Raw genomic sequence first — 22902 nt, 5'->3', positions numbered from 1 at the left:
TATTTGCACCGAGTCGAGCGGGGAGGAAACGTGGAAGAGACCGAGGTCGTCATCGCGGGGGCCGGGCCGACCGGCCTGACGCTGGCTTACGAACTGGCCCTGGCGGGGGTCCAGACGCTGGTGCTGGAGAAGCTGCCGCGGCGCATCGAGCAGGTGAAGGGCGGAGCGATCCAGCCCCGTACGGCCGAACTCCTGGAGATGCGCGGGCTGCTGGAGCCGCTGCGCGACCGGAGCCTGCCGCGCGAGCCGGTCGGCGGGCACTTCGCGATGCTGCCCGTACCCCTGGACTGCACCCCGTGGGACACGCGGTGCCCCTATCCGATCTCGATCCCCCAGTGGAGGGTCGAGGAGCTGCTGGAGGAGCGGGCGACCGCGCGCGGCGCGCGGATCCTGCGCGACACCCCGGTCACCGCGGTCGAACCGGGCGACGGCGTGACCGTGGAGGCGGGCGGGCTCCGCGTACGGGCACGGTACCTCGTGGCGTGCGACGGCGGCCGCAGTACGGTGCGCAAGCTGCTCGGTCAGCCTTTCCCCGGCCGGCCCGGCACCTACCTGGCCGTGCTGGCCGACGTACGGCTGTCCGCGACCTCGTCCCTGGTGCCCCGGCGGATGGGGCACATCAGCACGATGACCCGCATGGCGGGCGGCTACTGGGCCATGCTCGTGCCGATCGGCGGCGAGCGGTACCGGTTCACGTTCGGCCGGGAGGGGGACGCCGATCTCACCAAGGACACCCCGGTGACCGAGGAGGAGATCGCCGCCGCGCTGCGCGCCGTCTACGGCGAGGAGACCGTCCTCGGCGGAGTGGACAACGCCTCACGGTTCACCGACGCGACCCGGCAGGTGGAGCACTACCGGGTGGGCGACGTGCTGTTCGCGGGGGACGCCGCGCACATCCACCCGCCGCTCGGCGGGCAGGGCCTCAACACCGGCGTGCAGGACGCGATCAACCTCGGCTGGAAGCTGGCCGCCACGATCCAGGGCCGGGCGTCGGCCGGCCTCCTGGACACCTACGAGACCGAACGGCGTCCGGTGGGGGCGGGGGTGCTGCACCACACGTCCGCGCAGCGGGTGCTGGCCGATCCGCGGCCGGGCGAGGACGTGCTCGCGCTGCGGGACATCTTCGTCGACCTCCTGCGGCTGCCGGACGCCAACCGGCACCTCGCGGGCCTGATGTCCGGCCTGTCGCTGAGGTACGACCTGCCCGGCGACCACCCGCTCACCGGTCATCGGATGCCGGACGCCGACCTGATCACCGACGCCGGTCCCGTACGGGCGTCCACGCTGTTCCGCTCCGGGCACGCCGTCCTGCTGGACCTGGGCGGCGTCGTCCCGCCCGACCTGCGGCTTCCCGCCGGGGTCGACCTCGTACGCGCCAAGTCCGGCCTGGACGCCGCCGCGGTGCTCATCCGCCCCGACGGGTACGTCTGCTGGGCGACCGACGGGGCCACCGGCACTCTGCTCCCCGCGATCAAGGAGCACCTCTCGCGCTAGCCGAGACGGTACGCGCGGGCCTGCAGGCCGTACAGCTCGCCGAACACCCCGCCCGCAGCGAGGAGTTCGGCGGGCGGGCCCTGCTCGACCAGCCGGCCGTGGTCCAGGACGTAGACCTGGTCGGCGTGGCGGACGCTCGCGAGCCGGTGCGTGATGAGCAGTACCGTACGCCCGTCGGCGTGCTCGCGTATCCGCTCGAACAGGGCGTGCTCGGCACGGGCGTCGAGGGCGGCGGTCGGCTCGTCGCAGATCAGCAGCGGCGCGTCGCGGTAGAAGCCGCGGGCGACCGCGATGCGCTGCCACTGCCCGCCGGACAGTTCGTGGCCGTCCTTGAACCGGCGGTCGAGCAGCGTGTCGTACCCGTGCGGCAGCGCCGCGATCACGGCGTCGGCGCCGGACGCCGCCGCGGCGTCGGCGATCGGCGTCTCGTACGGCTCCCGGCCCATCGCGATGTTGTGCCGTGCCGTCATCGGCCAGTGCGTGTAGTGCTGGGGGATCATCGCGACGTTCTGCCGGAGCCGGTCGAGGTCGACCTCGCCGAGGTGGGTGGCGTCCCAGTGCACCTCGCCCTCGTCCGGCGCGTACAGCCCGGCGAGGATCTTGGCGAGCGTCGACTTTCCGGAGCCGTTCTCACCGACCAGCGCCACGACCTGCCCGGCGTGGATCTCCACGGACACGTCGCGCAGCGCCGGCCGGTCGGCGCCCGGGTAGGTGAACCCGACGTTCCGCGCGGTGATCACCTCGAAGCCGTCCGGCACCGGGCGGTCCCGCGCCTCCGGGATCCGGCGCTCTGCGTCCGCGCAGAAGTCCAGGTAGTCGGAGAAGTACAGCCCGGACTCATAGCACCGGTTGACCGCGAACAGCAGGCTGGCCAGGGAGGTCTGTCCCGTACGGATCGCGAGCACGGCGGTGCCGGCCACCGCGAGGTGCACGGCCCCGATCGCGAGCAGGACGCCGAGCGCGACGTAGACCGCGCCGGTCGCCACGCCGCCGGCGACGTCGCCCAGGATCCGTACGACGGTCTGGCGGCGGGCCAGGTCCACGTGGATGTCGCGTTCGCGGACCGCGAGCCGGTCGTGCTCGCGGGCCAGGAACGGGCGCATCGTGAACGCGCGGATCTCGGCCGCCGACTCGCGGTCGGCCATCAGGTCGGCGAGGATCCACTTGCGGCGCCGTACGGCCGAGAGCACGAACATCGCGAGGTAGCGCATCCGCGCCGCGCGCGCCGCCGCCCAGCCGTCGGGGATCGCGGTGATCAGCAGCAGCGGCAGCAGCACGGGATGCAGGACGCCGAGGGCACCGGCGGCCGCTGCGAGCCCGATCACCCCGGTGAGGACGTCGATCGTCGCCTCCACGACCGGTGCCGCCTCCATGAGGCCGCGGTCGCGCGCACGGTGCATCGCGTCGTGGAACTGCGTGTCGTCGAAGCACGGCAGCTCGACCCTCGTGGTCAGGTCGAACAGGCGTTTCTCCACGAGGTGGTCGACCTGTGGTTTCAGCCGCGCCTGCGCCCAGCCCGCGCCCGCCTGCAGCCCGGCGCGCAGGGCCGTCGCGCCCGCGACGAGGGCGAGCGAGGGCAGCGCCGCGCGTACGCGGTCAGGGGTCGCGCCGCCGGCGAACAGCGCGCGCAGCACACCGGTGGTCGCGAGCAGGCCGTACGCGGTGAAGACGCCGGCGAGCAGGTGCAGCGTGACGGTCATGAGCGTGTCGGCCGGGGAGGCACGCCAGGCCAGCCGCGCCGCCGCGGCGATCAGGGTCGGCAGCCGCCGGGTCATCCCGCCGAGACCGGCCTCGGCGAGGGCGGCGAGGTGGGTCTGCCAGGGCGGGAGGTTCATCTCCGCGGCGTGTTCGGCGGGCTCGGGCAGGCCGGTCTGCTTCTGGAAGAGGCGCCGCATCGCGCGCTCCACGCGTGGCCGCCCGGGGCCGTCGTGGTCCGGGGGCCGGGAGGGCGGCCTGCCGGCCGGCCGCCCACGGCGCCTCGTCACGTGCGGTGGTGCGTGTCGCTCGCCATGGCTGTATCGTTCCCCGCCGCGGTCGAGAACATGACGTGATCGCCGGACAACTTGGAGTAGCCGGACAATTCGGGGTCAGGCGCCGTCCAGTGAGCCAAGGCCGTGCCACGTGAGGTCCATCATCTGGCGTGCCGCCTCCTCGACGCTGACGTCGGGGTTGCGCGTACGCCACAGCGCGAGCCGCTCGCTGGCGCCGACGATGATCTCCGCGTACGCCTCCAGGTCGCGCCGCGGCCGGTCGGGGACGAGCTGCGCCATCTGCGCGGCGATCAGGTCGGTCTGCTGCCGGCGGGTGGCCTCGATCTCGCCGGCGGCGCCGCGGTGCAGGATCGGCTCCTGGAGGAGGACGAGCCAGGCGCGCCGGTGCGCCTCGTTGAACCGGAAGTAGGCGAGGTAGCCGCTGCGCAGCTTGTCCTCGGCGGACGCGGCCGCCTCGATCGCCTGCGCGGTGGTCTCGAACAGCTCCGTACGGGCCCTGCCGATGGTGGCGAGCAGCAGGCCCTCCTTGGAGCCGAAGTACTCGTACAGCATCGGCTTGGACACGCCGACGCGTGTGGCGATCTCCTCCATGGAGGCGGTGGCGTACCCCTGTTCGGCGAAGACCTCCTCGGCCACGTCGAGCATCTGCCGCTCGCGCTCCGGCCGGCTCATCCTGCGGCGCGTGGTCTTCACCTGTGAACTGTATCTCACACCTACCGACGGTAACTTACCGTTGGTAACCTACTCCGGGTAGGCAACCGTACGGGAGGACCCGTGAAACTGGCGATCATCGGCTCGGGCTTCGCCGGCCTCGGCATGGCGATCCAGCTCAAGAAGGCCGGGTACGACGACTTCGTCATCCTGGAGAAGGACTCCGACCTCGGCGGCACGTGGCGCGACAACCGGTATCCGGGCTGCGCCTGCGACGTGCCGTCTCATATGTACTCCTTCTCGTGCGAGCTGAACCCCGAGTGGTCGCGGATGTTCGCCCCGCAGGAGGAGATCTGGGAATACCTGCGGCGTTGTACGGCCAAGTACGGGCTCGAGGCGCACATCCGTTATGACAGCGCCGTCGAGGCGCTGGAGTGGGAGCCGTCGGGGCACTGGCGCGTGACGCTGGCCGACGGCTCGGTGCTGACACCGAAGGCGGTCGTGTCGGGCATCGGCGCGCTGCACGTGCCGTCCGTGCCCGCCATCCCGGGCGCCTCCCGTTTCGCCGGGACGGTCTTCCACTCGGCCCGGTGGGACCACTCCTGCGACCTGCGCGGCAAGCGCGTGGCGGTCATCGGCACCGGCGCGTCGGCCATCCAGTTCGTCCCGGAGGTCGCCTCTTCGGCTTCGCGCCTGACGGTCTTCCAGCGGACGCCGCCGTGGATCCAGCCGAAGCCGGACTTCGCCATCCCGCCGTGGGCACGATTCACCTTCCGGCACGTCCCGGGCGCGACGCGGGCCTTCCGCAACGCGATCTACTGGGTGCTGGAGACCCGCGCGGTCGGCTTCACGATCGACCCGAGGCTGATGGCGCCGCAGGAGAAACTCGCCCGCGCGCACCTCGCCCGCCAGGTGCCGGACCCTGTTCTGCGAGCGAAGCTCACCCCGGACTACACGATCGGCTGCAAGCGCATCCTGCTGTCCTCGGACTACTATCCGGCGCTGTCCCAGCCGCACGTGGACGTGACGACGTCGGGCATCTCCGAGATCACCCCGACGGGCCTGGTGACCGCGGACGGCGTTTCGCACGACGTCGACGTCATCATCTACGGCACCGGCTTCAGGGTCACGGACGCCCTGGCCGACCAGCGCATCATCGGCCGCGACGGCCTGAAGATCCAGGAGGCGTGGGCGGACGGCATCGAGGCCCACCACGGGATCACGATCGCCGGCTTCCCGAACCTGTTCTTCCTCCTGGGCCCGAACACGGGCCTCGGCCACAACTCGGTCGTCTTCATGATCGAGTCCCAGGTCCAGCACGTGCTGAGCTGCCTGCGCCGGCTCGCCGGCACCTCCGCTGAGTCCATCGAGGTCCGCCCGTCCGCCCAGCGCCGCTTCAACAAGGGCCTGCGGAGGCGCCTGGGCAAGGCGGTGTGGAACGAGGGCGGCTGCAAGAGCTGGTACCTGGACGATAACGGCGTGAACCGCACCCTGTGGCCGGGCTTCACCTTCGAGTACTGGGCCCGCACGCGCCGGGCCCGGCGCCGCGACTACACGCTTTCCCGCTGAGGGCCGCCGGCTGTGCCAGGCTCGGCGTATGTCTTCTCCGGAGGAGCTCCGTACCGAGCCGCCTTTCGGGCGTCGCACCCGCCGTGGCCGCGTTCCACACCGCGTTCGGTGTGCACCGCAATGACGCGCCGACCGCGGACGTTCCCGCCGAGGTGGCGGCGCTCAGGATCCGGCTGCTGGCCGAGGAGGTCGGCGAGTACGCCGAAGCCGTCGCCGATGGAGATCTCGTCGGCATCGCCGACGCGCTGGCCGACATCGTGTACGTGGCGTACGGCGCGGCCGTGACGTACGGCATCGATCTGGACGCGGTGCTCGCCGAGGTGCACAGGTCGAACATGACCAAGGCGGACGAGGACGGCCGAGTGATCAGGCGTAAGGACGGCAAGGTCCTGAAGTCGGCCCGGTACACCCCACCGGATGTGGCCGCCGTCCTCCGCGCCCAGACCGAGGTGCCGTGGTAGCCGCCCTCCAGGCAGGCGTCCGTGTGCGCAGTACGGCGACCAGGGCGTCGATGTCATCACGCGCCCGGTGGGAGCGGACGGGGTCGATGTGGTCGCGCGATTCGACGATCTGACCGTCCCGTACGCGTATGACGAGACGCAGGGAACCTTGGTCGCCGACCCATCCGGCATCGGGAACTCGTAGGCGAACTCAGCGACGATCACCTCAGGATCCGCGGTCTCGTGAACGACGATGTCGACGACCCGCCTCTTGGGAGTGGAGGCTTGAGCCCCAGGTGGCACGGCAAAGTGCTCCCTGATCGCCCCCCGACTCGTCAACGGCTCGACCGCAGGAGTCACCATCGGATGCCGTGGCAGAACCCACCGGTCACGCTTAGCCGAGATGCCCGCTTCGTCGCACGCGGTCAGGCTTCGCCCTCAGCGGGCTGGGGCGGTGGTGACCAGATGATGGACACGATCTGGAGGGCCGCTGTCGCGAGCCGGGCATCGCCCTCGACGCGGGCGCGGGCCGCGGCCTCCTCCGGCGTTATGCCACGGGTGCACAGGCGCCACGTCGTGTCGGTGTCCAGTTCGAGGCGGGCGGCGGGACCCGGGACCGGCCCGCGATCGAGCGCCCAGTGGCCGCCGGTGCGGGAACACGCCCAGACCCCGACCCCGGTCACCGTCACCTCAAGGCCAGCCCCCTCCGAGGCGGGCTCCTCGCGCAACGTGTGCGGCAACGCTCGCAGGAACGTGTCGATCACCGCGGCGACCGCAACGGGATCGCCGAGGCCCGGCCGCCCGACGGCGTCGCGGATCTGCTGCTCGTGGGTCCAGTACTCGGTGAAGTCGCGGGCCGCGTCCAGCCACACCGGCGCCGGCGGAGGGCCGGCCCACGTCACCGGGCCGCCCAGCGCCTGCATGTCCACCGTCTGCCAGAACGCCACGACCTCATCGCCCACCGAGGACAGCAGGCCGTTGAGCAGGAGCGGGCTCAGGCGGCGGCAGGCGGTCACCCACTCCGCATTGATGCGGTCGATGAAGGCGGGGAACGGCTCGCCCTCACGCGGGTGAAGCGCCTGGAACGAGTCGCGGAGCATCGACAGCCGGCCCAGGTGGTCGCCGAGGACGTGGATGGCGACATCTCTCACGTCCCAGCCCCGACACACGGTCGGCCGCGTCCAGTCTCCCTCGTCCAGATCCCGCAAGAGGGAGACGAAGCCCGCCTGCCAGCCCGCGAACAGCGGCCGTACGTCGAGAGGCGGCCCCAGGCTCATGAGACGGCCTGGTCCAGCGCCTTCAGGATGCGTTTCTCCGAGATCGGGTACGCCGTGCCGAGCTGCTGGGCGAAGAAGCTGACCCGCAGCTCCTCCAGCATCCACCGCACGTCCCGGACCTTCACGACACCCGGATGGGCGTCGCGGGTCCGGACATACCGCGCCTCCAACTGCTGGATCTGCTGCATCCGTTCACGGTCGCGGTACGGGTCCTCCGGCAGACGCTCCAGCCGCCGGTCGATCGCCCGCAGATAGCGCAGCACGTCCGCCAGCCGGCGGGCGCCCGCGGCGGTCACGAAGCCCGGGAAGATCAACCGTGACAGCTGCGCCCGTACGTCGGCCAGCGACGACTCCACGGAAGCGCCGGGGATGCCCTTCAGCCGCGCCTCGATCGCGTGCGCCGCGGCCAGAATGCGCTGGGCGTTGGCGAAGACGACCTCCGTCGTGTCCACCAGCGACGCCCGTACGTGGTCCTTCAGCGCGAGGAACGCCGCCTCGTCCCAGGCCGGCCCGCCGGCTTCGGTGATCAATTTGTCGGCGGCGCACGCCACGCAGTCCTCCAGCAGCGCCGTCACACTGCCGTGCGGCGTGTTGCTCAGCACCAGTTTGGCCTGGTTGCTCAGCTTCGACTGCAGGAGCTTCACCGGCGACGGGGAGTTCAGCAGCACCAGCCGCCGGGTGCCGCGCCACATCGAGCGCTGCTGCTCGGCCTCCGTCGCGTAGGTGCGGATGGCGACGGAGTCGCCCTCGTCCGCCAGGGCCGGATACGCCTTCACCCGGCCCCGGGAGTGGACCTGCGGGAGGGCGCCGAAGTCCCACGTCCGCAGGCCCGAACGAGAGATGGCGTCCGAGGCCCGCGACAACGTGGCGGACACCTTCGGGGCCAGCTGCTGCTTGAGCGACGCCAGATCCTTGCCCTCGGCCAGCGTGTCCCGCCGGTCCACCACCCGGTAGGTGATCTTCAGGTGGTCGGGCACGCGGGACAGGTCCCAGGCCGAGACCGGCACCTCCACGCCGGTCATCGCGCGCAGTTCGCGCGAGAGCGCGTCCAGCAGCGGGCCCGACGACGGGTCCAGGCGCGCCAGCACCGTACGCGCCACGTCCGGGGCCGGGACGAAGTTGACCCGCAGCCGCTTGGGCAGCGACCGGATCAGCTCGACGACGAGGTCCTCGCGCAGGCCCGGGATCTGCCAGTCGAAGCCGTCCGAGGAGACCTGGTTGAGCACCGGCAGCGGGATCTGCACCGTCACGCCGTCGGCGTCCGTGCCCGGCTCGAACTGGTACGACAGGGGCAGGCGCTGGCCCTCGACCGCCCAGGCGTCCGGATAGTCGTCCTGGCTGATCGACCCAGCGGTGTCGTTGACCAGCATCGACAGCGAGAACGTCAGCAGGTCCGGCGACTCGTGCCGCTCCTTCTTCCACCACGAGTCGAAGTGCCTGGCCGAGGCCACGGAGGCGGGAAGACGCTCGTCGTAGAACTCGAACAGCGTCTCGTCGTCCACGACGATGTCGCGCCGGCGCGCCCGGTGTTCGAGCTCCTCCGCCTCGTCGAGCAGCTCCCGGTTGTCGCGCAGGAACCGATGGTGGGTGTCCCAGTCGCCCTCGACCAGCGCGTTGCGGATGAACAGGTCCCGGCACAGCGCCGGGTCGATCTTCGCGTAGCTGACCTTGCGCTGGGCCACGATCGGCACGCCGTACAGCGTGACCCTCTCGTACGCCATCACGGCGCCCTGTTTCTTCTCCCAGTGCGGCTCGCTGTACGTGCGCTTGACCAGGTGCCCGGCGAGCGGCTCCACCCATTCCGGCTCGATCCGGGCGGCGATGCGGGCCCACAGGCGTGAGGTCTCCACCAGCTCGGCGGCCATCACCCAGCGCGGAGGCTTCTTCGACAGGGGCGAGCCGGGGAAGATCGCGAACCGGGCACTCCGCGCGCCGTCGTACTCCCGCGGCCCCCGGCGGCGGTCCGGGCCGGAGCCGGAGTCCTTCTCCTCCATCAGCCCGATGTGCGACAACAGCCCGGACAACAGGGAGATGTGCACCCGGACGGGATCGGCGGGCGCGCTGTTCAACGTGACGCCGAGGTCCTTGCCGACCTGCCGGAGCTGCCCGAAGACGTCCTGCCACTCACGAACGCGCAGGTAGTGAAGGTATTCCTGCTTGCACAGCCGGCGGAACTGGTTGCCCGACAGCTCCTTCTGCCGCTCCCCGAGGTATTCCCACAGGTTGAGGTACGCGATGAAGTCCGACTCCTTGTCGGCGAACCGCGCGTGCTGCTCGTCGGCCGCCTGCCGCTTCTCGGCCGGGCGCTCGCGCGGGTCCTGGATCGACAGCGCGGCGGCGATGACCATGACCTCGCGTACGCAGCCGTTGCGGTCCGCCTCCAGCACCATCCGGGCGAGGCGGGGGTCGACCGGGAGCTGCGCGAGCTTGCGGCCGAGCGGCGTGAGGGCGCCCGACGCCAGGGCGCCGAGCTCCTCCAGGAGGTCGACGCCGTCCTTGACGTTGCGCCGGTCGGGCGGGTCGATGAACGGGAAGTCCTGGATGTCGCCCAGACCCAGGCTGGTCATCTGCAGGATGACCGAGGCGAGGTTGGTGCGCAGGATCTCCGGGTCGGTGAACTCCGGGCGGGCGAGGAAGTCCTCCTCGGCGTAGAGCCGGATGCACACACCCTCCGAGACGCGCCCGCAGCGGCCCTTGCGCTGGTTGGCCGACGCCTGAGACACCGCCTCGATCGGCAGCCGCTGGACCTTCGTACGGTGGCTGTAGCGCGAGATCCGGGCGTTGCCGGGGTCGATGACGTACTTGATGCCCGGCACCGTCAGCGAGGTCTCCGCGACGTTGGTGGCCAGCACGATCCGGCGGCCCCGGTGCGACTGGAACACCCGGTGCTGCTCGGCCGCCGACAGCCGCGCGTACAGCGGCAGGACCTCGACCCCGCGCAGCTTCTGCTTCTCCAGCGCGTCCGCCGTGTCGCGGATCTCGCGCTCGCCGGACAGGAAGACCAGCACGTCGCCAGGGGGTTCGAGGGCCAGCTCGTCCACCGCGTCGAGGATGGCCTGGGTCGGGTCGTCCTCCTCCTCGACCGGCCGGTAGCGGACCTCGACCGGGAACGTGCGCCCCGAGACCTCGATGATCGGCGCGTCGGAGAAGTGCCGGGAGAAGCGTTCGGGGTCGATCGTCGCCGAGGTGATGATCACCTTGAGGTCGGGCCGCCGGGGGAGCAGGCGCTTGACGTACCCGAGGATGAAGTCGATGTTCAGGCTGCGCTCGTGCGCCTCGTCGATGATCAGCGTGTCGTAGCGGCGGAGCATCCGGTCGCGCGCCAGCTCGTTCAGCAGGATGCCGTCGGTCATGACCTTGACCAGCGTGGCGTCGCTGGAGTGGTCGGTGAACCGCACCTGGTAGCCGACCGCCTCACCGAGCGGGGTGTCCAGCTCCTCGGCGATGCGCTCGGCGACCGTACGGGCGGCGAGCCGGCGCGGCTGGGTGTGCCCGATCGCGCCCTTGACGCCCAGCCCGAGCTCGAGGCAGATCTTCGGGAGCTGTGTGGTCTTGCCGGACCCGGTCTCCCCGGCGACGATCACGACCTGGTTCTTCTCGATGGCGTCGCGGATCTCGTCCTTGCGCCGGCTGACCGGCAGGGCCTCGGGATAGGTGATCGACGGCATCGCCGCGCGGCGGTGCGCCACGCGGCGTTCGGCCGCCTCGACCTCGGCGGCGACCTTCTCGATGATGTCGTCACGTGCGGCGGCGTCGCGTTTGCCGCGGATGCCGTCGAGACGGCGGCGCAGCCGATGCTGGTCGCGCAGCATCAACTCGGGCAGCCGTGACCGCACGTCAGAGAGCGAAGATCCCATACAACCGGACAGAATAGGCAAGCTGCCGGACCACCCGGCGCCAGGGATCACCACGGTGCCGCACGATGAGGCGTCCCGCCACTCATTTTCCCCGATGGCTCGGCCCGTGCGCGTCGTCGCAGTGCCGCCGCTCGATGGTCAGCAACTGCTCCGAGGCGTGGTCGACCTGAAGGGTCGTGTGGGTGATCTGGTAGTCCTGTTCGAGGACGTGCTCCAGGTCGGCGCGTACGGCGTGACAGTCCTCACCGAGCGCCACGAGCACGTGCGCCGAGGCGGCCGGCATGCCGGAGGTGATCTGCCATACGTGCAGGTCATGCACCTCGACGACGTTCGGGCGTCCCGCCAGGACACGCCCGATCCCGTCCGGGTCCAGGCCCGCGGGAGCGGCCTCCAGGAAGATCCGCCCCGAGTCGCGTACGAGGCCGGCGCCGGCCCTGAGCATCAGCGCGACGACGAGGAGCGAGGCGATCGCGTCCGCCCGCGAGAAGCCCGTGAGCAGCACGACGAGCCCGGCGATGGCCGTGGCGACGAAGGCGTACAGGTCGGTCACGATGTGCTGAAAGACACCCTCGACATTGAGGCTGTCGCGGTTGGCCCGGCCGATCAGCCAGGTCGCGGCGAGGTTGACCACCACGCCGGCGAGGGCGGTGCCGAGCACCAGGCCGCCGGTCACGTCGGGCGGGTCGATCAGGCGGCGGACGGCCTCGTAGACCAGCCACGCGGAGAGCACGAGCAGGGTGATGCCGTTGGCCTGGGCGGACAGGATCTCGGCGCGGGTGAGCCCGTAGGTGTAGCCGCCACGCGGGGGCCGGGCCGCCAGGCGCATGGCCACCAGCGCCAGCGCGATCGCGGCGGCGTCGGTGAGCATGTGCGCGGCGTCGGAGATCAGCGCGAGCGAGTGGGCCAGGATCCCGACGACGACCTCTCCGGCCATGAACGCCAGGATCAGGCCGAGCGCCGCGGTCAGGAGGCGCCGGTCCGATTCGGGGCTGACCCCGTGGCTGTGCCCGTCATGCCCGTGGCTCACGGCCCGTCGGCCGTCTCGATCACGGCAGACGGAACGCTGGTGGTACGCACCCGGCCGGTCCGCTGCATCCGGTGCTCCTCCTCCTCGTCGCCGCCCCGTATCGACGTTATCAAGAGCGGCGGGCATCTCACCCGTGTCCGGCGCCGTGTTCGACGATCACCGTCGCTTCCGCTGAGCGGAAGAACGATCACGGACGGTCCGGACGTCTTGGCAGGGTGGGAGTATGGACAAGGTGGTGGCCTCCGCCGCGGAGGCGGTCGCGGACATCGGCGGCGGCGCCTCGATCGCCGTCGGCGGGTTCGGGCTGTGCGGAGTGCCCTTCACGCTCATCGACGCGGTGTACGACGGAGGCTCCGGCGACCTGTCGATCGTGTCGAACAACTGCGGGACGATCGGCCTCGGCCTCGGGCGGCTGCTCGACGCCGGCCGGATCGCCCGCGCTCGCGGCTCCTACGTCGGCGAGAACAAGGAGCTGGCCCGCCGTTACCTCGGCGGGGAGATCGAACTCGAGCTGATGCCCCAGGGCACGCTCTCGGAGAAGCTGCGCGCCGGCGGCTGCGGCATCCCGGCGTTCTACACGCCCGCCGGCGTGGGCACGCTGGTCGCCGAGGGCGGCCTGCCGTGGCGGTACGCCCCGGACGGGGGAGTGGCGGTGGCCTCGCCGCCCAAGGAGGTACGCGAGTTCGGCGGCCGGGAGTACGTCCTGGAGGAGAGCATCACCACCGACTTCGCCCTCGTACGCGCGGTCCGCGGCGACCGGCACGGCAACCTGGTCTTCGACAAGTCGGCCCGCAACTTCAACCCGCTGTGCGCGATGGCCGCCCGGGTCGCGGTGGCCGAGGTCGAGGAGCTCGTCGACGCGATCGACCCGGACGCCGTGCACCTCCCGGGGATCTTCGTCCAGAGGGTCCTGGCACTGACTTCGGAACAGGCCGCCGACAAGCCGATCGAGAAGCGGACGACGACGTGAGCTGGAGTGAGGAGGGCGAGCGACCAATGAGCTGGAGCAGGGACGAGATCGCGGAGCGGGCGGCCCGGGAGCTGTCGGACGGCATGTACGTCAATCTCGGTATCGGGCTGCCGACGCTGATCCCGGGCTTCCTGCCGGCGGGCGTCGACGTCGTGATCCATTCGGAGAACGGCCTGCTGGGCGTCGGCCCGTACCCGGGCGAGGACGAGATCGACCCCGACCTGATCAACGCCGGCAAGGAGACGGTGACCGTACGGCCCGGAGCCTCCTACTTCGACTCGGCCCTGTCGTTCGGCATGATCCGCGGTGGCCACGTCGACGTCGCGGTCCTCGGCGCGATGCAGGTCTCGGCCCGCGGCGACCTCGCCAACTGGGCCGTCCCCGGCAAGATGATCAAAGGCATGGGCGGCGCGATGGACCTCGTGCACGGCGCCCGCAGGGTGATCGTCGTGATGGGCCACAACGCCAAGGACGGCGGCTCCAAGATCGTCGAGGAGTGCACCCTGCCGCTGACCGGCGCGGCCTGCGTCGAGCGGATCATCACCGACCTCGGCGTCCTCGACGTAACCCCGGACGGCCTGGTCCTCGTGGAGACCGCGCCGGGCGTGAGCCCGCAGGAGATACGCGACCGCACCGATCCGCCGATCGGAACGTAAGGAGAGCCCGTGAGCGATCCGCACCCGCCCCACCTGCACCCGCCCTACACCAGTACGGTCCTCCGGGCACCGAGGCGACCGCTGGTCGTGCCCAAGTACGGGCCGGACGCCGTCGAGCTGACCGGCCCGGTGTTCGGCCGGGCCGAGCTCGGCCTGCTCGACAACGACCTGACCAGACAGCACGCCGGAGAGCCGCTGGGCGAGCGGATCGTCGTGACCGGCCGGGTGCTCGACTCCGGCGGGCGCCCGGTGCCGGACACCCTCGTGGAGATCTGGCAGACCAACGCCGCCGGCCGCTACATCCACCTGCGCGACCAGCACCCCGCGCCGCTCGACCCGAACTTCACCGGCGCCGGCCGCTGCCTCACGGACTCGGCCGGACGGTACGAGTTCGTCACCATCAAGCCGGGCGCCTACCCCTGGCGCAACCACGAGAACGCCTGGCGGCCCGCGCACATCCACTTCTCGGTCTTCGGCACCGCGTTCACCCAGCGACTGGTGACGCAGATGTACTTCCCCGGCGACCCGCTGTTCGCCTACGACCCGATCTTCAACTCGATTCCGGACGAGAAGGCGCGGCAGCGCCTCGTCGCCCGGTTCGACCTGGACGCGACCGTGCCCGAGTGGGCTCTGGCGTACCAGTGGGACATCGTCCTCGGCGCGACCCCGGCGGAGGACTGATGACCACTCCCTCCCAGACGCCGGCCCAGACACCCTCCCAAACGGTGGGTCCCTTCTTCGGCTACGCACTCCCGTACGGTGACGGCCCGCGCGTCGTCCCCGAGTGGCATCCGGACGCGATCCGGATCCACGGCCGGGTGCTGGACGGCGAGGGTGCGCCGATCCCCGACGCGCTCCTGGAGATCTGGCAGGCCGGTCCCGACGGGCGTGTGCCGGACGCGCCCGGCGCGTTCGCCCGCGCCGGACGTGACTTCGCCGGCTTCGGCCGCTGCGGCACCGACGCCGACGGCCACTACTGGTTCTCCACCCTGAAGCCGGGCGGGCCCGTCCCGTACATCGCGGTCCTGATGTTCGCCCGCGGCCTGCTCAAGCCGGTGACCACCCGGCTCTACTTCCCCGGCGAGGACGGGAACGCCGCGGACCCCCTGCTCTCGGGGATCCCCGCGGACCGGCGTGACACCCTGGTCGCGGTGCGGGAGGACGAGCGGACCTACCGCTTCGACGTGCACCTCCAGGGCGAACAGGAGACGGTCTTCTTTGGCTGACCTCCTCTCGCCGGTCGCGGCCGGCACCGCGGCCGAGACGGCGACCTCGGGCGAGGCGTGGCTGCGCGCCCTGCTGGACGCCGAGGCGGCGCTCGCCCGCGCCCAGGCGCGCCTCGGCGTCATCCCGGACGGCGTCGCCGACGCGATCGCCGGTGCCGAGGTCGACCTGGAGGACCTGGCCGTACGGGCGCGGGGTGCCGGCAACCCGGTCGTCCCGCTCGTGGCCGACCTGCGGGTGGCCGCGGGCGAGCACGTCCACCACGGCGCCACCAGCCAGGACATCATGGACACCGCGGCGATGCTGGTCGCGGACCGCACCCGCCGGATCATCCTGGCCGACCTCGACCGCACGCTGGAGGGCCTGGCCGCCCTCGCGAGGAGCCACCGGGACACGCCGATGGCCGGCCGCACGTTCGGGCAGCAGGCCGTGCCGACGACCTTCGGGCTGCGCGCGGCCTGCTGGCTGACCGCCGTCGCCGAGGCCCGCGTGGCGCTCGCGGACCTGCGCCTGCCGGCCCAGCTCGGCGGGGCGGCCGGCACGCTCGCCGCGTACGGCACCCTGCGGCTGACACCGCTCTTCGCCGAGGAGACCGGCCTGGCCGAGGCCGTCCTGCCCTGGCACACCCTCCGGGGCCCCGTCGCGGGGCTCGGCGGGGCGCTGGCCCTCGTCGCCGGCGCCCTCGGCAAGTTCGCGACGGACGTCGTGCTCCTGGCCCAGACCGAGGTCGGCGAGGTCGCCGAGCCGGCCGCGCCGGGACGCGGCGGCTCGTCGGCGATGCCGCACAAGCGCAACCCGGTGCTCGCCACCATGATCCGTTCTGCGGCGCTGCGCGTCCCGGCGTACGCGCAGGTCCTGTTCGCCGCGCAGACGGCCGGCCTGGAGCGCCCCGCGGGGGAGTGGCACGCGGAGTGGCTGCCGCTGAACGACGCGCTGCGCCTGACGGGCGGCGCCGCCGAGACCGCGGCCGAGCTGGCAGGCGGCCTGGAGGTCTTCCCGGACCGGATGCGCGGCAACCTGCGCGACGAACTCCTGTCCGAGTACGCCGCCGCCGAGCTCGCCAGGCTCTCCGAGGGGTCCGGCGACGCGCGCGAGCGGGTGGCCGAGGCGCTGCGCGCCGGCCGTCCGCTGAGTGACCTGGTCCCCGGCGCCGACCCCGCCGACGCCGTCGGGTGCGCGCCCGAACTCGTGGACCGTGCCCTGGACGCGTACACGCGAAAGGTGACCGGATGACGCGGCTGCACCACCGCTTCGACGGGCCGGGCGACGCGCCCGTGCTCGTCCTCGGCTCCTCGGTCGGGACCACGATGGACCTCTGGGACCCGCAGCTCCCGGACCTGACCGCCACCTGGCGGGTGCTCAGGTACGACCTGCCCGGCCACGGCGGCTCCGACGTGATCCACGGCACGATCGGCGACTTCGCCGACGCCGTCGTAGCGTTACTCGACGCGCTCGGCGTGGAGAAGGCGGCCTACGGCGGCGTCTCGCTCGGCGGGGCGATCGGCACCACACTGGCGCTGGAACACCCGGAGCGGATAACGAGCCTGATCCTGTGCTGCACCTCGGCGCGGTTCGGCGACCCGTCGGCCTGGCACGAGCGGGCCGCGAAGGTGCGCGCGGGTGGGCTGGAGCCGCTGGCCGACATGCTGGTCGGGCGCTGGTTCACCCCGCTGTACGCGGACACGAACGGCGCGCGGGCGATGCTCACGAAGGTCGATCCGGAGGGCTACGCCGCCTGCTGCACGGCCCTGGCCGGCTTCGACGTACGCGACCGGCTCGGGAGGGTGCTCGCGCCGACGCTGGTGATCGCCGGCGCGGAGGACGTCGCCACCCCGCTGGACCACGCCGAGACGCTCGCCCAGGGCATTCCCGGCGCCGAGCTCGTCGTCGTGCCCGCCGCCGGCCACCTGGCCAACCTCGAACGCCCTGAACCCGTCACGCACGCGATGCTCCGTCACCTCGAAAGGACGTCATGAGCGAAGGAATGAGGGTCCGCCGCGAGGTCCTCGGCGACGCGCACGTCGACCGGGCGCAGGCCCGTACGACCGACTTCACCGCCGACTTCCAGGACTTCATCACCCGCTACGCCTGGGGCGAGATCTGGACCCGCCCGCTGCTCGACCGCAAGACCCGCAGCTGCGTCACTCTGACCGCGCTCGTCGCCGGCGGCCACCTGGATGAGCTGGCCATGCACGTACGCGCCGCGGTGCGCAACGGCCTCAGCGCCGGCGAGATCAAGGAGGTGCTGCTGCAGACCGCGGTCTACTGCGGCGTCCCCGCCGCCAACTCCGCCTTCGCCGTCGCCCAGCGCGTCCTGATCGAGGACGGAGTGATCACCGAGCGTAAGTGATCGATTTCTTTCCGGCCCTGTGCGGACCGTAATATGTCGGTCGCACTCCGTACCCCTCCGAGTGTGTGAACGAGTCTCCCGACCCCCCGGGAGACGCGACAGAGGGGAGATAGGGTCATGCTCATGGAAGACGCTGAGCGCAAGATGAATCAGCTCTACAACGACGTGAACGCGATCTACGGCATGCTGGGCGACATCCAGAAGCAGCAGGGTGCGCACACGACGCAGATCGAGTCGTTGCAGACGAGCGTCACCACGATCTCCGCGACCCAGATGCGCCACGGCAACCGGCTCAACGAGCTGGACTCGGCGGTCGCGGGAGTCAGCGATCAGATCAAGGAGATGCGGGTCACCCAGCTGCGCCACGAGAACCGCTTCACCGAGATCGACCAGCGGTTCGACGGGATGGACCAGCGGTTCGACGGGATGGACCAGAAGCTGGAACTGATCATGAAAGCGCTGAACATCGGCGCCAACTGATCGCCTGGCGGCGCGGCGCCCCGGCAGGGTGCCGCGCCGTCCTATTGTTGATGGCCGTGGCGGGACGAGCGGGCACGACGAGCGCGGGCCGGCCGCCGAGCGTGGCGGGCAAGGTGATGGCGATCCTGGAGGCGTTCGCCCCCGGTGGGGTCCGCCTCACCCTCACCGAGATCTGCCGCCGCGCTGACCTGCCGCTCGCCACCGGCCACCGCCTCGTCGGCGAGCTGACCGGCGGCGGCTTCCTCGAACGCCTGCCCGACGGGTCCTATCGCATCGGGATGCGCCTGTGGCGCATCGGCGCGCAGGCCTCGGCCGCGACCGCCCTGCGCGAGCTGGCGCTGCCGCACATGGAGGACCTCTACGAGGCGACGCACGAGAACGTCCAGCTCGCCGTCGTCAGCGGCCACAAGGCGCTCTACCTCGAACGCCTCCGCGGCCCGCGTTCGGTGCCGATCGTCACCCGGGTGGCGGCGGAGCTGCCGCTGCACTCGACCGGCGTCGGCCGGGTCCTGCTGGCCTTCGCCTCCGAGGAGTTCGCCGAGGACGTCATCGCCGAGGGCCTCGCCTCCTTCACACCGAACACCGTCACCGACCCCGGCCGGCTGCGCGCCCACCTCGTCGAGGTGCGGCGCACCGGCTACGCGGTCACCAGCGAGGAGATGACGCTCGGCTCCTGCTCGGTGGCCGCGCCCGTGCGCGACGCCGGCGGTTCGGTGCTCGCCGCGATGTCGCTGGTCACCCGGCGGCAGGGCGCCGACCTCCGTCGGCTCGTCCCAGCGGTGCTCGCCGCCGCGCGGGCGCTGTCGAACGACGTCGCCACCCACGGCGGTTCCACTGAGTGGAAGGACCTGGCCTGATGAGAGCGGCCGGAGCGCCACGATGTCGGAACGAGACCGGAAGGGGATGAATGCGTACCCAGGTGGCGATCGTCGGCGCCGGCCCCGCCGGCCTCCTGCTCTCCCAACTGCTGCACCTGCGCGGCGTCGACTCGGTCGTCCTGGAGAGCCGGGACCGCGCGTACGTCGAGCGGCGGCAGCGGGCCGGGATGCTCGAACAGGGCACCGTGGACGTGCTGCGGAGCAGCGGAGTGGGCGAGCGACTCGACCGTGAGGGCCTCACCCACCACGGCCTGGAGCTGCGGTTCGGCGGCGCCGGGCACCGCATCCCGCTGACCGAGCTGACCGGTGGCCGTACGGTGACGATCTACGCGCAGACCGAGATCGTGAAAGACCTGATCGCCGCGCGGCTGGCGGCCGGCGGCGACGTCCGGTTCGGCGCCGAGGCGCTCGCCGTCGACACGGGCGCGCCGTCGGTGACCTTCCGGCAGGACGGCGAGACCCGCACGCTCGACTGCGACGTCATCGCGGGGTGCGACGGCTTCCACGGCGTCGGCCGGGCGGCCGTGCCAGGGCTGCGGACCTACGAGCGGGACTACCCGTACGCCTGGCTCGGCGTGCTCGCCGAGGTGGCGCCCTCCACGGACGAGCTGGTCTACGCCCACAGCGAGCGCGGCTTCGCCCTGCACAGCCTGCGCTCCCCGCGGGTCAGCCGGCTGTACCTCCAGGTCGACCCCGGCGACGCCATCGAGGCCTGGCCCGACGAGCGGATCTGGTCCGAGCTGCGGGCGCGGTTCGCCACCAGCGATGGGTGGGAGCTGCGGGACGGGCCCATCGTGGAAAAGTCGATCACCCCGATGCGGAGCTTCGTCGCCGAGCCGATGCGGCACGACCGGCTGTTCCTCGCCGGGGACGCCGCGCACATCGTGCCGCCGACCGGCGCCAAGGGCCTCAACCTGGCGATCTCCGACGTCATCGTGCTCGCCGAGGCGCTGGTCGCGCGGTACGACGAGGGCTCGGACAAGCTGCTCGACGCCTACTCCGCCACGTGCCTCAAACGCGTCTGGCGAGCGCAGCAGTTCGCGTCCTGGATGACCACGCTGCTGCACAGGGACCCGGCCGGGGACTCCTTCGAGCACCGCAGGCAGCTCGCCTACCTGGACTACCTCGTCGCCTCGAAGGCAGCCGCGACCACCCTGGCGGAGAATTACGTCGGCGCGGCGCCCACGCTCTGAGAAATCGCGTTGTCCGGCCGGCGGGCGCGCGCCTACCGTCGGATGCGTGATCTCCGTTTCCCAGGCGCTGGCCTTCGGCCTCGCCTCGCTGCTCATCATCGTCATCCCCGGCCCGAGCGTGCTGTTCGTCGTCGGCCGCGCCCTGGCGTACGGCCGCAGGACCGCGCTCGTCTCCGTCATCGGCAACGAGGTGGGCGCCCTCGTCGTGGTCTGCGCCGTCGCGTTCGGCGTCGGCGCGGTGGTCGAGAGCTCCGTCGTGGTCTTCACCGCGATCAAGCTGTGCGGCGCGGCGTACCTCGTGTTCCTCGGCGTGCGCGCGCTGCTGCGCCGCGGCGCCCACGCCGGCCTCCAGGACGAGCCCGGCGATCGCGGCGGCTGGCGCGCGGGCCTCGACGGGTTCCTCGTGGGGGTCGCCAACCCCAAGACCGCGGTGTTCTTCGCCGCCGTGCTGCCGCAGTTCGTCGACCGCGAGCGCGGCGGTGTGCCGTTCCAGATGTTCGTGCTCGGGCTGATCTTCGTGCTCATCGCGCTGGTCTGCGACTCGACCTGGAGCCTGGCGGCGAGCGGCGCGCGGGCCTGGTTCGGGCGTTCGCCGCGACGGCTCCAGATGATCGGCGGAGCGGGCGGCCTGGCCATGATCGGTTTGGGCCTCGGCGTCGCCGTCACCGGCCGCAAGGACTGAGTCTTCAATGACCTGCGTCGCCGCGGACACCCGCGATAGCGTGCATTCCGCCTGAAAGGGGGCAAGGTGGCGAAGCTCAACCAGATCATCGCTGTGGAGAAGGGCGTGAAGAGCGGGGCTCTGCGCGACCTGACCGACGCGCACCACGGCCTGCAGAAGCCGGCGCTGCTGGCTGGCATCTCCCGGGTCTACCAGCCGAAGGACGAGGAGGGGGAGCAGCTCCCGCCGGAGTCCACGCGGGTCCAGGTCAAGGCCGACGAGGTCATCGCCCGGACGGCGGCGATCATGGCGCGGCTCTTCGACGTGACGGCCACCAAGGACTGGGCCAACTGCTCGGCCAAGGCCGACGTCACCGTCGACGGCCGCACGATCCTGCGCGACGTCCCGGTGTCCTACCTTCTGTTCCTCGAGAAGCAGCTCACCGACCTGCACACCTTCGTCAAGAAGCTGCCGGTCCTGGACGCGGCCGAGACGTGGGCGTTCGACGAGTCGGCCGACTGCTGGAAGACCGAGCCCGTACGGACCAACCGCACCAAGAAGGTGCCGCGCAACCACGTCAAGGCCGAGGCGACCGACAAGCATCCGGCGCAGGTCGAGGTGTACTACGAGGACATCTCCGTCGGCTACTGGACGACGACGAAGTTCTCCGGCGCGCTGCCGGCCAAGCGGGTCAACGACCTGCTGGACCGGGTCGACCGCCTCCAGCGCGCGGTGAAGTTCGCCCGCGAGGAGGCCAACGGCGCCGAGGTCGTCGACCAGCGGACCGGTGACGCGGTCTTCCGGTTCCTCTTCGAGTAGTGTCACAGACTCCCCCGCGCGAGTGGGGGAAGCGCAAGGAGCGCAAGCTGAAACTGAACGTCAGCCTGATCAGCGGTGAAAAGTGGGGGTTCGAGTCCCTCTCCCGGCACGCGCGCCGGGATGGCCCAACAGGCAGAGGCAGCCGCTCAATCTCAGACTCTCGCTCCAGATTCAGCATTCGCCACCGAACACCGGATCGACCGAGTGCGGACGACACTCGCCGGGGTGCTGGTTCGAGTCCGGCATGCGGCTCCACGTGCCGCGTTAGCTCAATAGGCAGAGCACGGCGACCTCAGGACTGATCCGCGCTCTTAAACGTGCCGGTGTGTGCAAATGGGTGGCCCACCGGGGTCCGGGGGATGGACAAAGCCCCCGGACCCCACCGAAATCCTCAGAACACGCCGTCGGGCGGTTGCGGCGACGGCCGCGCGGTCGCGTCAGTGACCGGCGGCGCCCCGCCCGCGAACCTCCTCAGTTCCTCGCCTTCCACCACGCGTCCCGGGAACGGGTCGCCGGCGGCCCGGCGGGTCAGCTCGGCCACCGGCGGCGGCACCCGCCCCGCGATCAGCACCAGGTTGCCGAACCGCCGGCCCCGCAGCACGGCCGGATCGGCGATCAGGCAGGCCTCGGGCAGCACCGAGCACAGCGTCGACACCTGCGCGCGGGCGAACGCCAGCGGCGCGCCGTCGGCGAGGTTCGCCGCGAAGAACCCGCCGGCGCGCAGCGTGCGCGCGGCCGCGGCGAAGAACTCCGCCGAGGTCAGGTGCGCGGGGGAGCGGCCGCCGGCGTACACGTCGCCGACGACCAGGTCGAAGGTGTCCTCGGGCGCCCGCATGAGGATCTCGCGGGCGTCGCCGGTACGGATCCGGATCCGGGCGTTCCGGTCCGGTGGCAGCCGCCGCCGTACGAGGTCGATGAGGGCGGCGTCGACCTCGGCCACCTGCTGGGTGGAGCGCGGCCGGGTCGCGGCGACGTAGCGCGCCAGCGTCAGCCCGCCGCCGCCGAGGTGGAGCACCCGCAGCGGGCTCCCGGCCGGGGCGATCAGGTCCACGACGTGGCCGAGCCGCCGGATGTACTCGAAGTCGAGATAGGCCGGATCGTCCAGGTCGACGTGCGACTGCGGAGTCCCGTTCACCAGGAGGGTCCACGAACGCGGCCGGTCGGGGTCGGGCACGAGCTCGGCGACGCCCGAGTCGATCTTCTCCTCGACGCGGGCGGGACGTTGTCGATGGGCCATCTCACCAGTATCGACGCCTGGCGGTCCGAGGAGTGTCTTGTCACACTGCGTAGGGGATGGAGAAGGTTCGCCGCAGGCGTATGGTTAGTTAGCACTAAGCAACGAATATGACGAAGACGAAGCGGGAG

Annotated in this window: 21 protein-coding genes; 15 read left to right on the top strand and 6 right to left on the bottom strand. The window is 71.5% G+C overall.

Annotated features, from left to right (window positions below; genetic code table 11):
• Positions 1-30 precede the first annotated feature (30 nt).
• Positions 31-1494 carry an FAD-dependent oxidoreductase gene (locus QWU11_RS06175; RefSeq protein ID WP_290104051.1) on the top strand — a complete coding sequence of 488 codons (1464 nt, stop codon included), beginning with the start codon at positions 31-33 and terminating at the stop codon, positions 1492-1494.
• Here QWU11_RS06175 and QWU11_RS06170 read toward each other — a convergent pair.
• The gene (locus QWU11_RS06170; protein WP_290104050.1) at positions 1491-3389 is read right to left on the bottom strand and encodes an ABC transporter ATP-binding protein; all 1899 of its coding nucleotides are present in this window, start codon (positions 3387-3389) and stop codon (positions 1491-1493) included. The genes QWU11_RS06175 and QWU11_RS06170 overlap by 4 nt on opposite strands.
• Before the next feature lie 192 nt (positions 3390-3581).
• The gene (locus tag QWU11_RS06165; protein ID WP_290104049.1) at positions 3582-4178 is read right to left on the bottom strand and encodes a TetR/AcrR family transcriptional regulator; all 597 of its coding nucleotides are present in this window, start codon (positions 4176-4178) and stop codon (positions 3582-3584) included.
• 81 nt (positions 4179-4259) lie between these two features.
• Here QWU11_RS06165 and QWU11_RS06160 point away from each other — a divergent pair, with 81 nt between their 5' ends.
• Both QWU11_RS06160 and QWU11_RS06155 read left to right on the top strand, forming a co-directional pair.
• Positions 4260-5705, top strand: coding sequence for an NAD(P)/FAD-dependent oxidoreductase (locus QWU11_RS06160; RefSeq protein ID WP_290104048.1), 1446 nt, complete (start codon positions 4260-4262; stop codon positions 5703-5705).
• Complete coding sequence (locus QWU11_RS06155) at positions 5630-6166, top strand: MazG nucleotide pyrophosphohydrolase domain-containing protein (RefSeq protein WP_354670809.1); 537 nt, start codon at positions 5630-5632, stop codon at positions 6164-6166. Before QWU11_RS06160 ends, QWU11_RS06155 begins: the two co-directional genes overlap by 76 nt.
• Positions 6167-6570: 404 nt before the next feature.
• Here the strand turns inward: QWU11_RS06155 and QWU11_RS06150 are convergent, their stop codons facing one another.
• The 3 genes from QWU11_RS06150 to QWU11_RS06140 all read right to left on the bottom strand — a co-directional run bounded on the left by QWU11_RS06150 (position 6571) and on the right by QWU11_RS06140 (position 12306).
• Positions 6571-7422 carry a maleylpyruvate isomerase family mycothiol-dependent enzyme gene (locus tag QWU11_RS06150; RefSeq protein ID WP_290104046.1) on the bottom strand — a complete coding sequence of 284 codons (852 nt, stop codon included), beginning with the start codon at positions 7420-7422 and terminating at the stop codon, positions 6571-6573.
• Positions 7419-11279: an ATP-dependent RNA helicase HrpA gene (hrpA, locus tag QWU11_RS06145; protein WP_290104045.1), complete on the bottom strand. Its 3861-nt coding sequence runs from the start codon at positions 11277-11279 to the stop codon at positions 7419-7421. Before hrpA ends, QWU11_RS06150 begins: the two co-directional genes overlap by 4 nt.
• 82 nt (positions 11280-11361) lie before the next feature.
• Positions 11362-12306 (bottom strand): cation diffusion facilitator family transporter, encoded by a 945-nt coding sequence (locus QWU11_RS06140; RefSeq protein WP_290104044.1) that lies wholly within the window; start codon positions 12304-12306, stop codon positions 11362-11364.
• 223 nt (positions 12307-12529) lie between these two features.
• Here QWU11_RS06140 and QWU11_RS06135 point away from each other — a divergent pair, with 223 nt between their 5' ends.
• The 12 genes from QWU11_RS06135 (at position 12530) to QWU11_RS06080 (ending at position 21537) form a co-directional block, all read left to right on the top strand.
• On the top strand, positions 12530-13276 hold the full coding sequence (locus QWU11_RS06135; RefSeq protein WP_290104043.1) for a CoA transferase subunit A: 747 nt from the start codon (positions 12530-12532) through the stop codon (positions 13274-13276).
• A gap of 26 nt (positions 13277-13302) precedes the next feature.
• Positions 13303-13932, top strand: a complete 630-nt coding sequence (locus QWU11_RS06130) for a CoA transferase subunit B (RefSeq protein ID WP_290104042.1) — start codon at positions 13303-13305, stop codon at positions 13930-13932.
• A 9-nt stretch (positions 13933-13941) separates the two neighbouring features.
• Positions 13942-14613 carry a protocatechuate 3,4-dioxygenase subunit beta gene (gene pcaH / locus QWU11_RS06125; RefSeq protein WP_290104041.1) on the top strand — a complete coding sequence of 224 codons (672 nt, stop codon included), beginning with the start codon at positions 13942-13944 and terminating at the stop codon, positions 14611-14613.
• Positions 14613-15158, top strand: a complete 546-nt coding sequence (gene pcaG / locus QWU11_RS06120) for a protocatechuate 3,4-dioxygenase subunit alpha (RefSeq protein WP_290104040.1) — start codon at positions 14613-14615, stop codon at positions 15156-15158. The genes pcaH and pcaG overlap by 1 nt, the downstream gene beginning before the upstream one ends.
• Positions 15151-16389: a lyase family protein gene (locus QWU11_RS06115; protein WP_290104039.1), complete on the top strand. Its 1239-nt coding sequence runs from the start codon at positions 15151-15153 to the stop codon at positions 16387-16389. Before pcaG ends, QWU11_RS06115 begins: the two co-directional genes overlap by 8 nt.
• Positions 16386-17132: a 3-oxoadipate enol-lactonase gene (gene pcaD, locus QWU11_RS06110; RefSeq protein WP_290104038.1), complete on the top strand. Its 747-nt coding sequence runs from the start codon at positions 16386-16388 to the stop codon at positions 17130-17132. Before QWU11_RS06115 ends, pcaD begins: the two co-directional genes overlap by 4 nt.
• Positions 17129-17506 (top strand): 4-carboxymuconolactone decarboxylase, encoded by a 378-nt coding sequence (pcaC, locus tag QWU11_RS06105; RefSeq protein WP_290104037.1) that lies wholly within the window; start codon positions 17129-17131, stop codon positions 17504-17506. Before pcaD ends, pcaC begins: the two co-directional genes overlap by 4 nt.
• Positions 17507-17629: 123 nt before the next feature.
• The gene (locus tag QWU11_RS06100; RefSeq protein ID WP_290104036.1) at positions 17630-17986 is read left to right on the top strand and encodes a hypothetical protein; all 357 of its coding nucleotides are present in this window, start codon (positions 17630-17632) and stop codon (positions 17984-17986) included.
• 56 nt (positions 17987-18042) lie between these two features.
• On the top strand, positions 18043-18843 hold the full coding sequence (locus tag QWU11_RS06095) for an IclR family transcriptional regulator (RefSeq protein ID WP_290104035.1): 801 nt from the start codon (positions 18043-18045) through the stop codon (positions 18841-18843).
• Between the two features lie 50 nt (positions 18844-18893).
• Positions 18894-20057 carry a 4-hydroxybenzoate 3-monooxygenase gene (locus QWU11_RS06090; protein ID WP_290104034.1) on the top strand — a complete coding sequence of 388 codons (1164 nt, stop codon included), beginning with the start codon at positions 18894-18896 and terminating at the stop codon, positions 20055-20057.
• A gap of 46 nt (positions 20058-20103) precedes the next feature.
• Positions 20104-20739 carry a LysE family translocator gene (locus tag QWU11_RS06085; protein ID WP_290104033.1) on the top strand — a complete coding sequence of 212 codons (636 nt, stop codon included), beginning with the start codon at positions 20104-20106 and terminating at the stop codon, positions 20737-20739.
• A gap of 66 nt (positions 20740-20805) precedes the next feature.
• Positions 20806-21537: a hypothetical protein gene (locus QWU11_RS06080; protein ID WP_290104032.1), complete on the top strand. Its 732-nt coding sequence runs from the start codon at positions 20806-20808 to the stop codon at positions 21535-21537.
• Between the two features lie 391 nt (positions 21538-21928).
• Here the strand turns inward: QWU11_RS06080 and QWU11_RS06075 are convergent, their stop codons facing one another.
• Positions 21929-22774 carry a fused MFS/spermidine synthase gene (locus tag QWU11_RS06075; RefSeq protein ID WP_290104031.1) on the bottom strand — a complete coding sequence of 282 codons (846 nt, stop codon included), beginning with the start codon at positions 22772-22774 and terminating at the stop codon, positions 21929-21931.
• Positions 22775-22902 lie beyond the last annotated feature (128 nt).

The sequence above is a fragment of the Actinomadura sp. DC4 genome (genome assembly GCF_030406325.1).
In the GTDB taxonomy this organism is placed as follows: domain Bacteria; phylum Actinomycetota; class Actinomycetes; order Streptosporangiales; family Streptosporangiaceae; genus Actinoallomurus.
The sequence above is the reverse complement of the archived record's forward strand: the minus strand, read 5'-3'. Positions and strand labels throughout refer to the sequence as shown.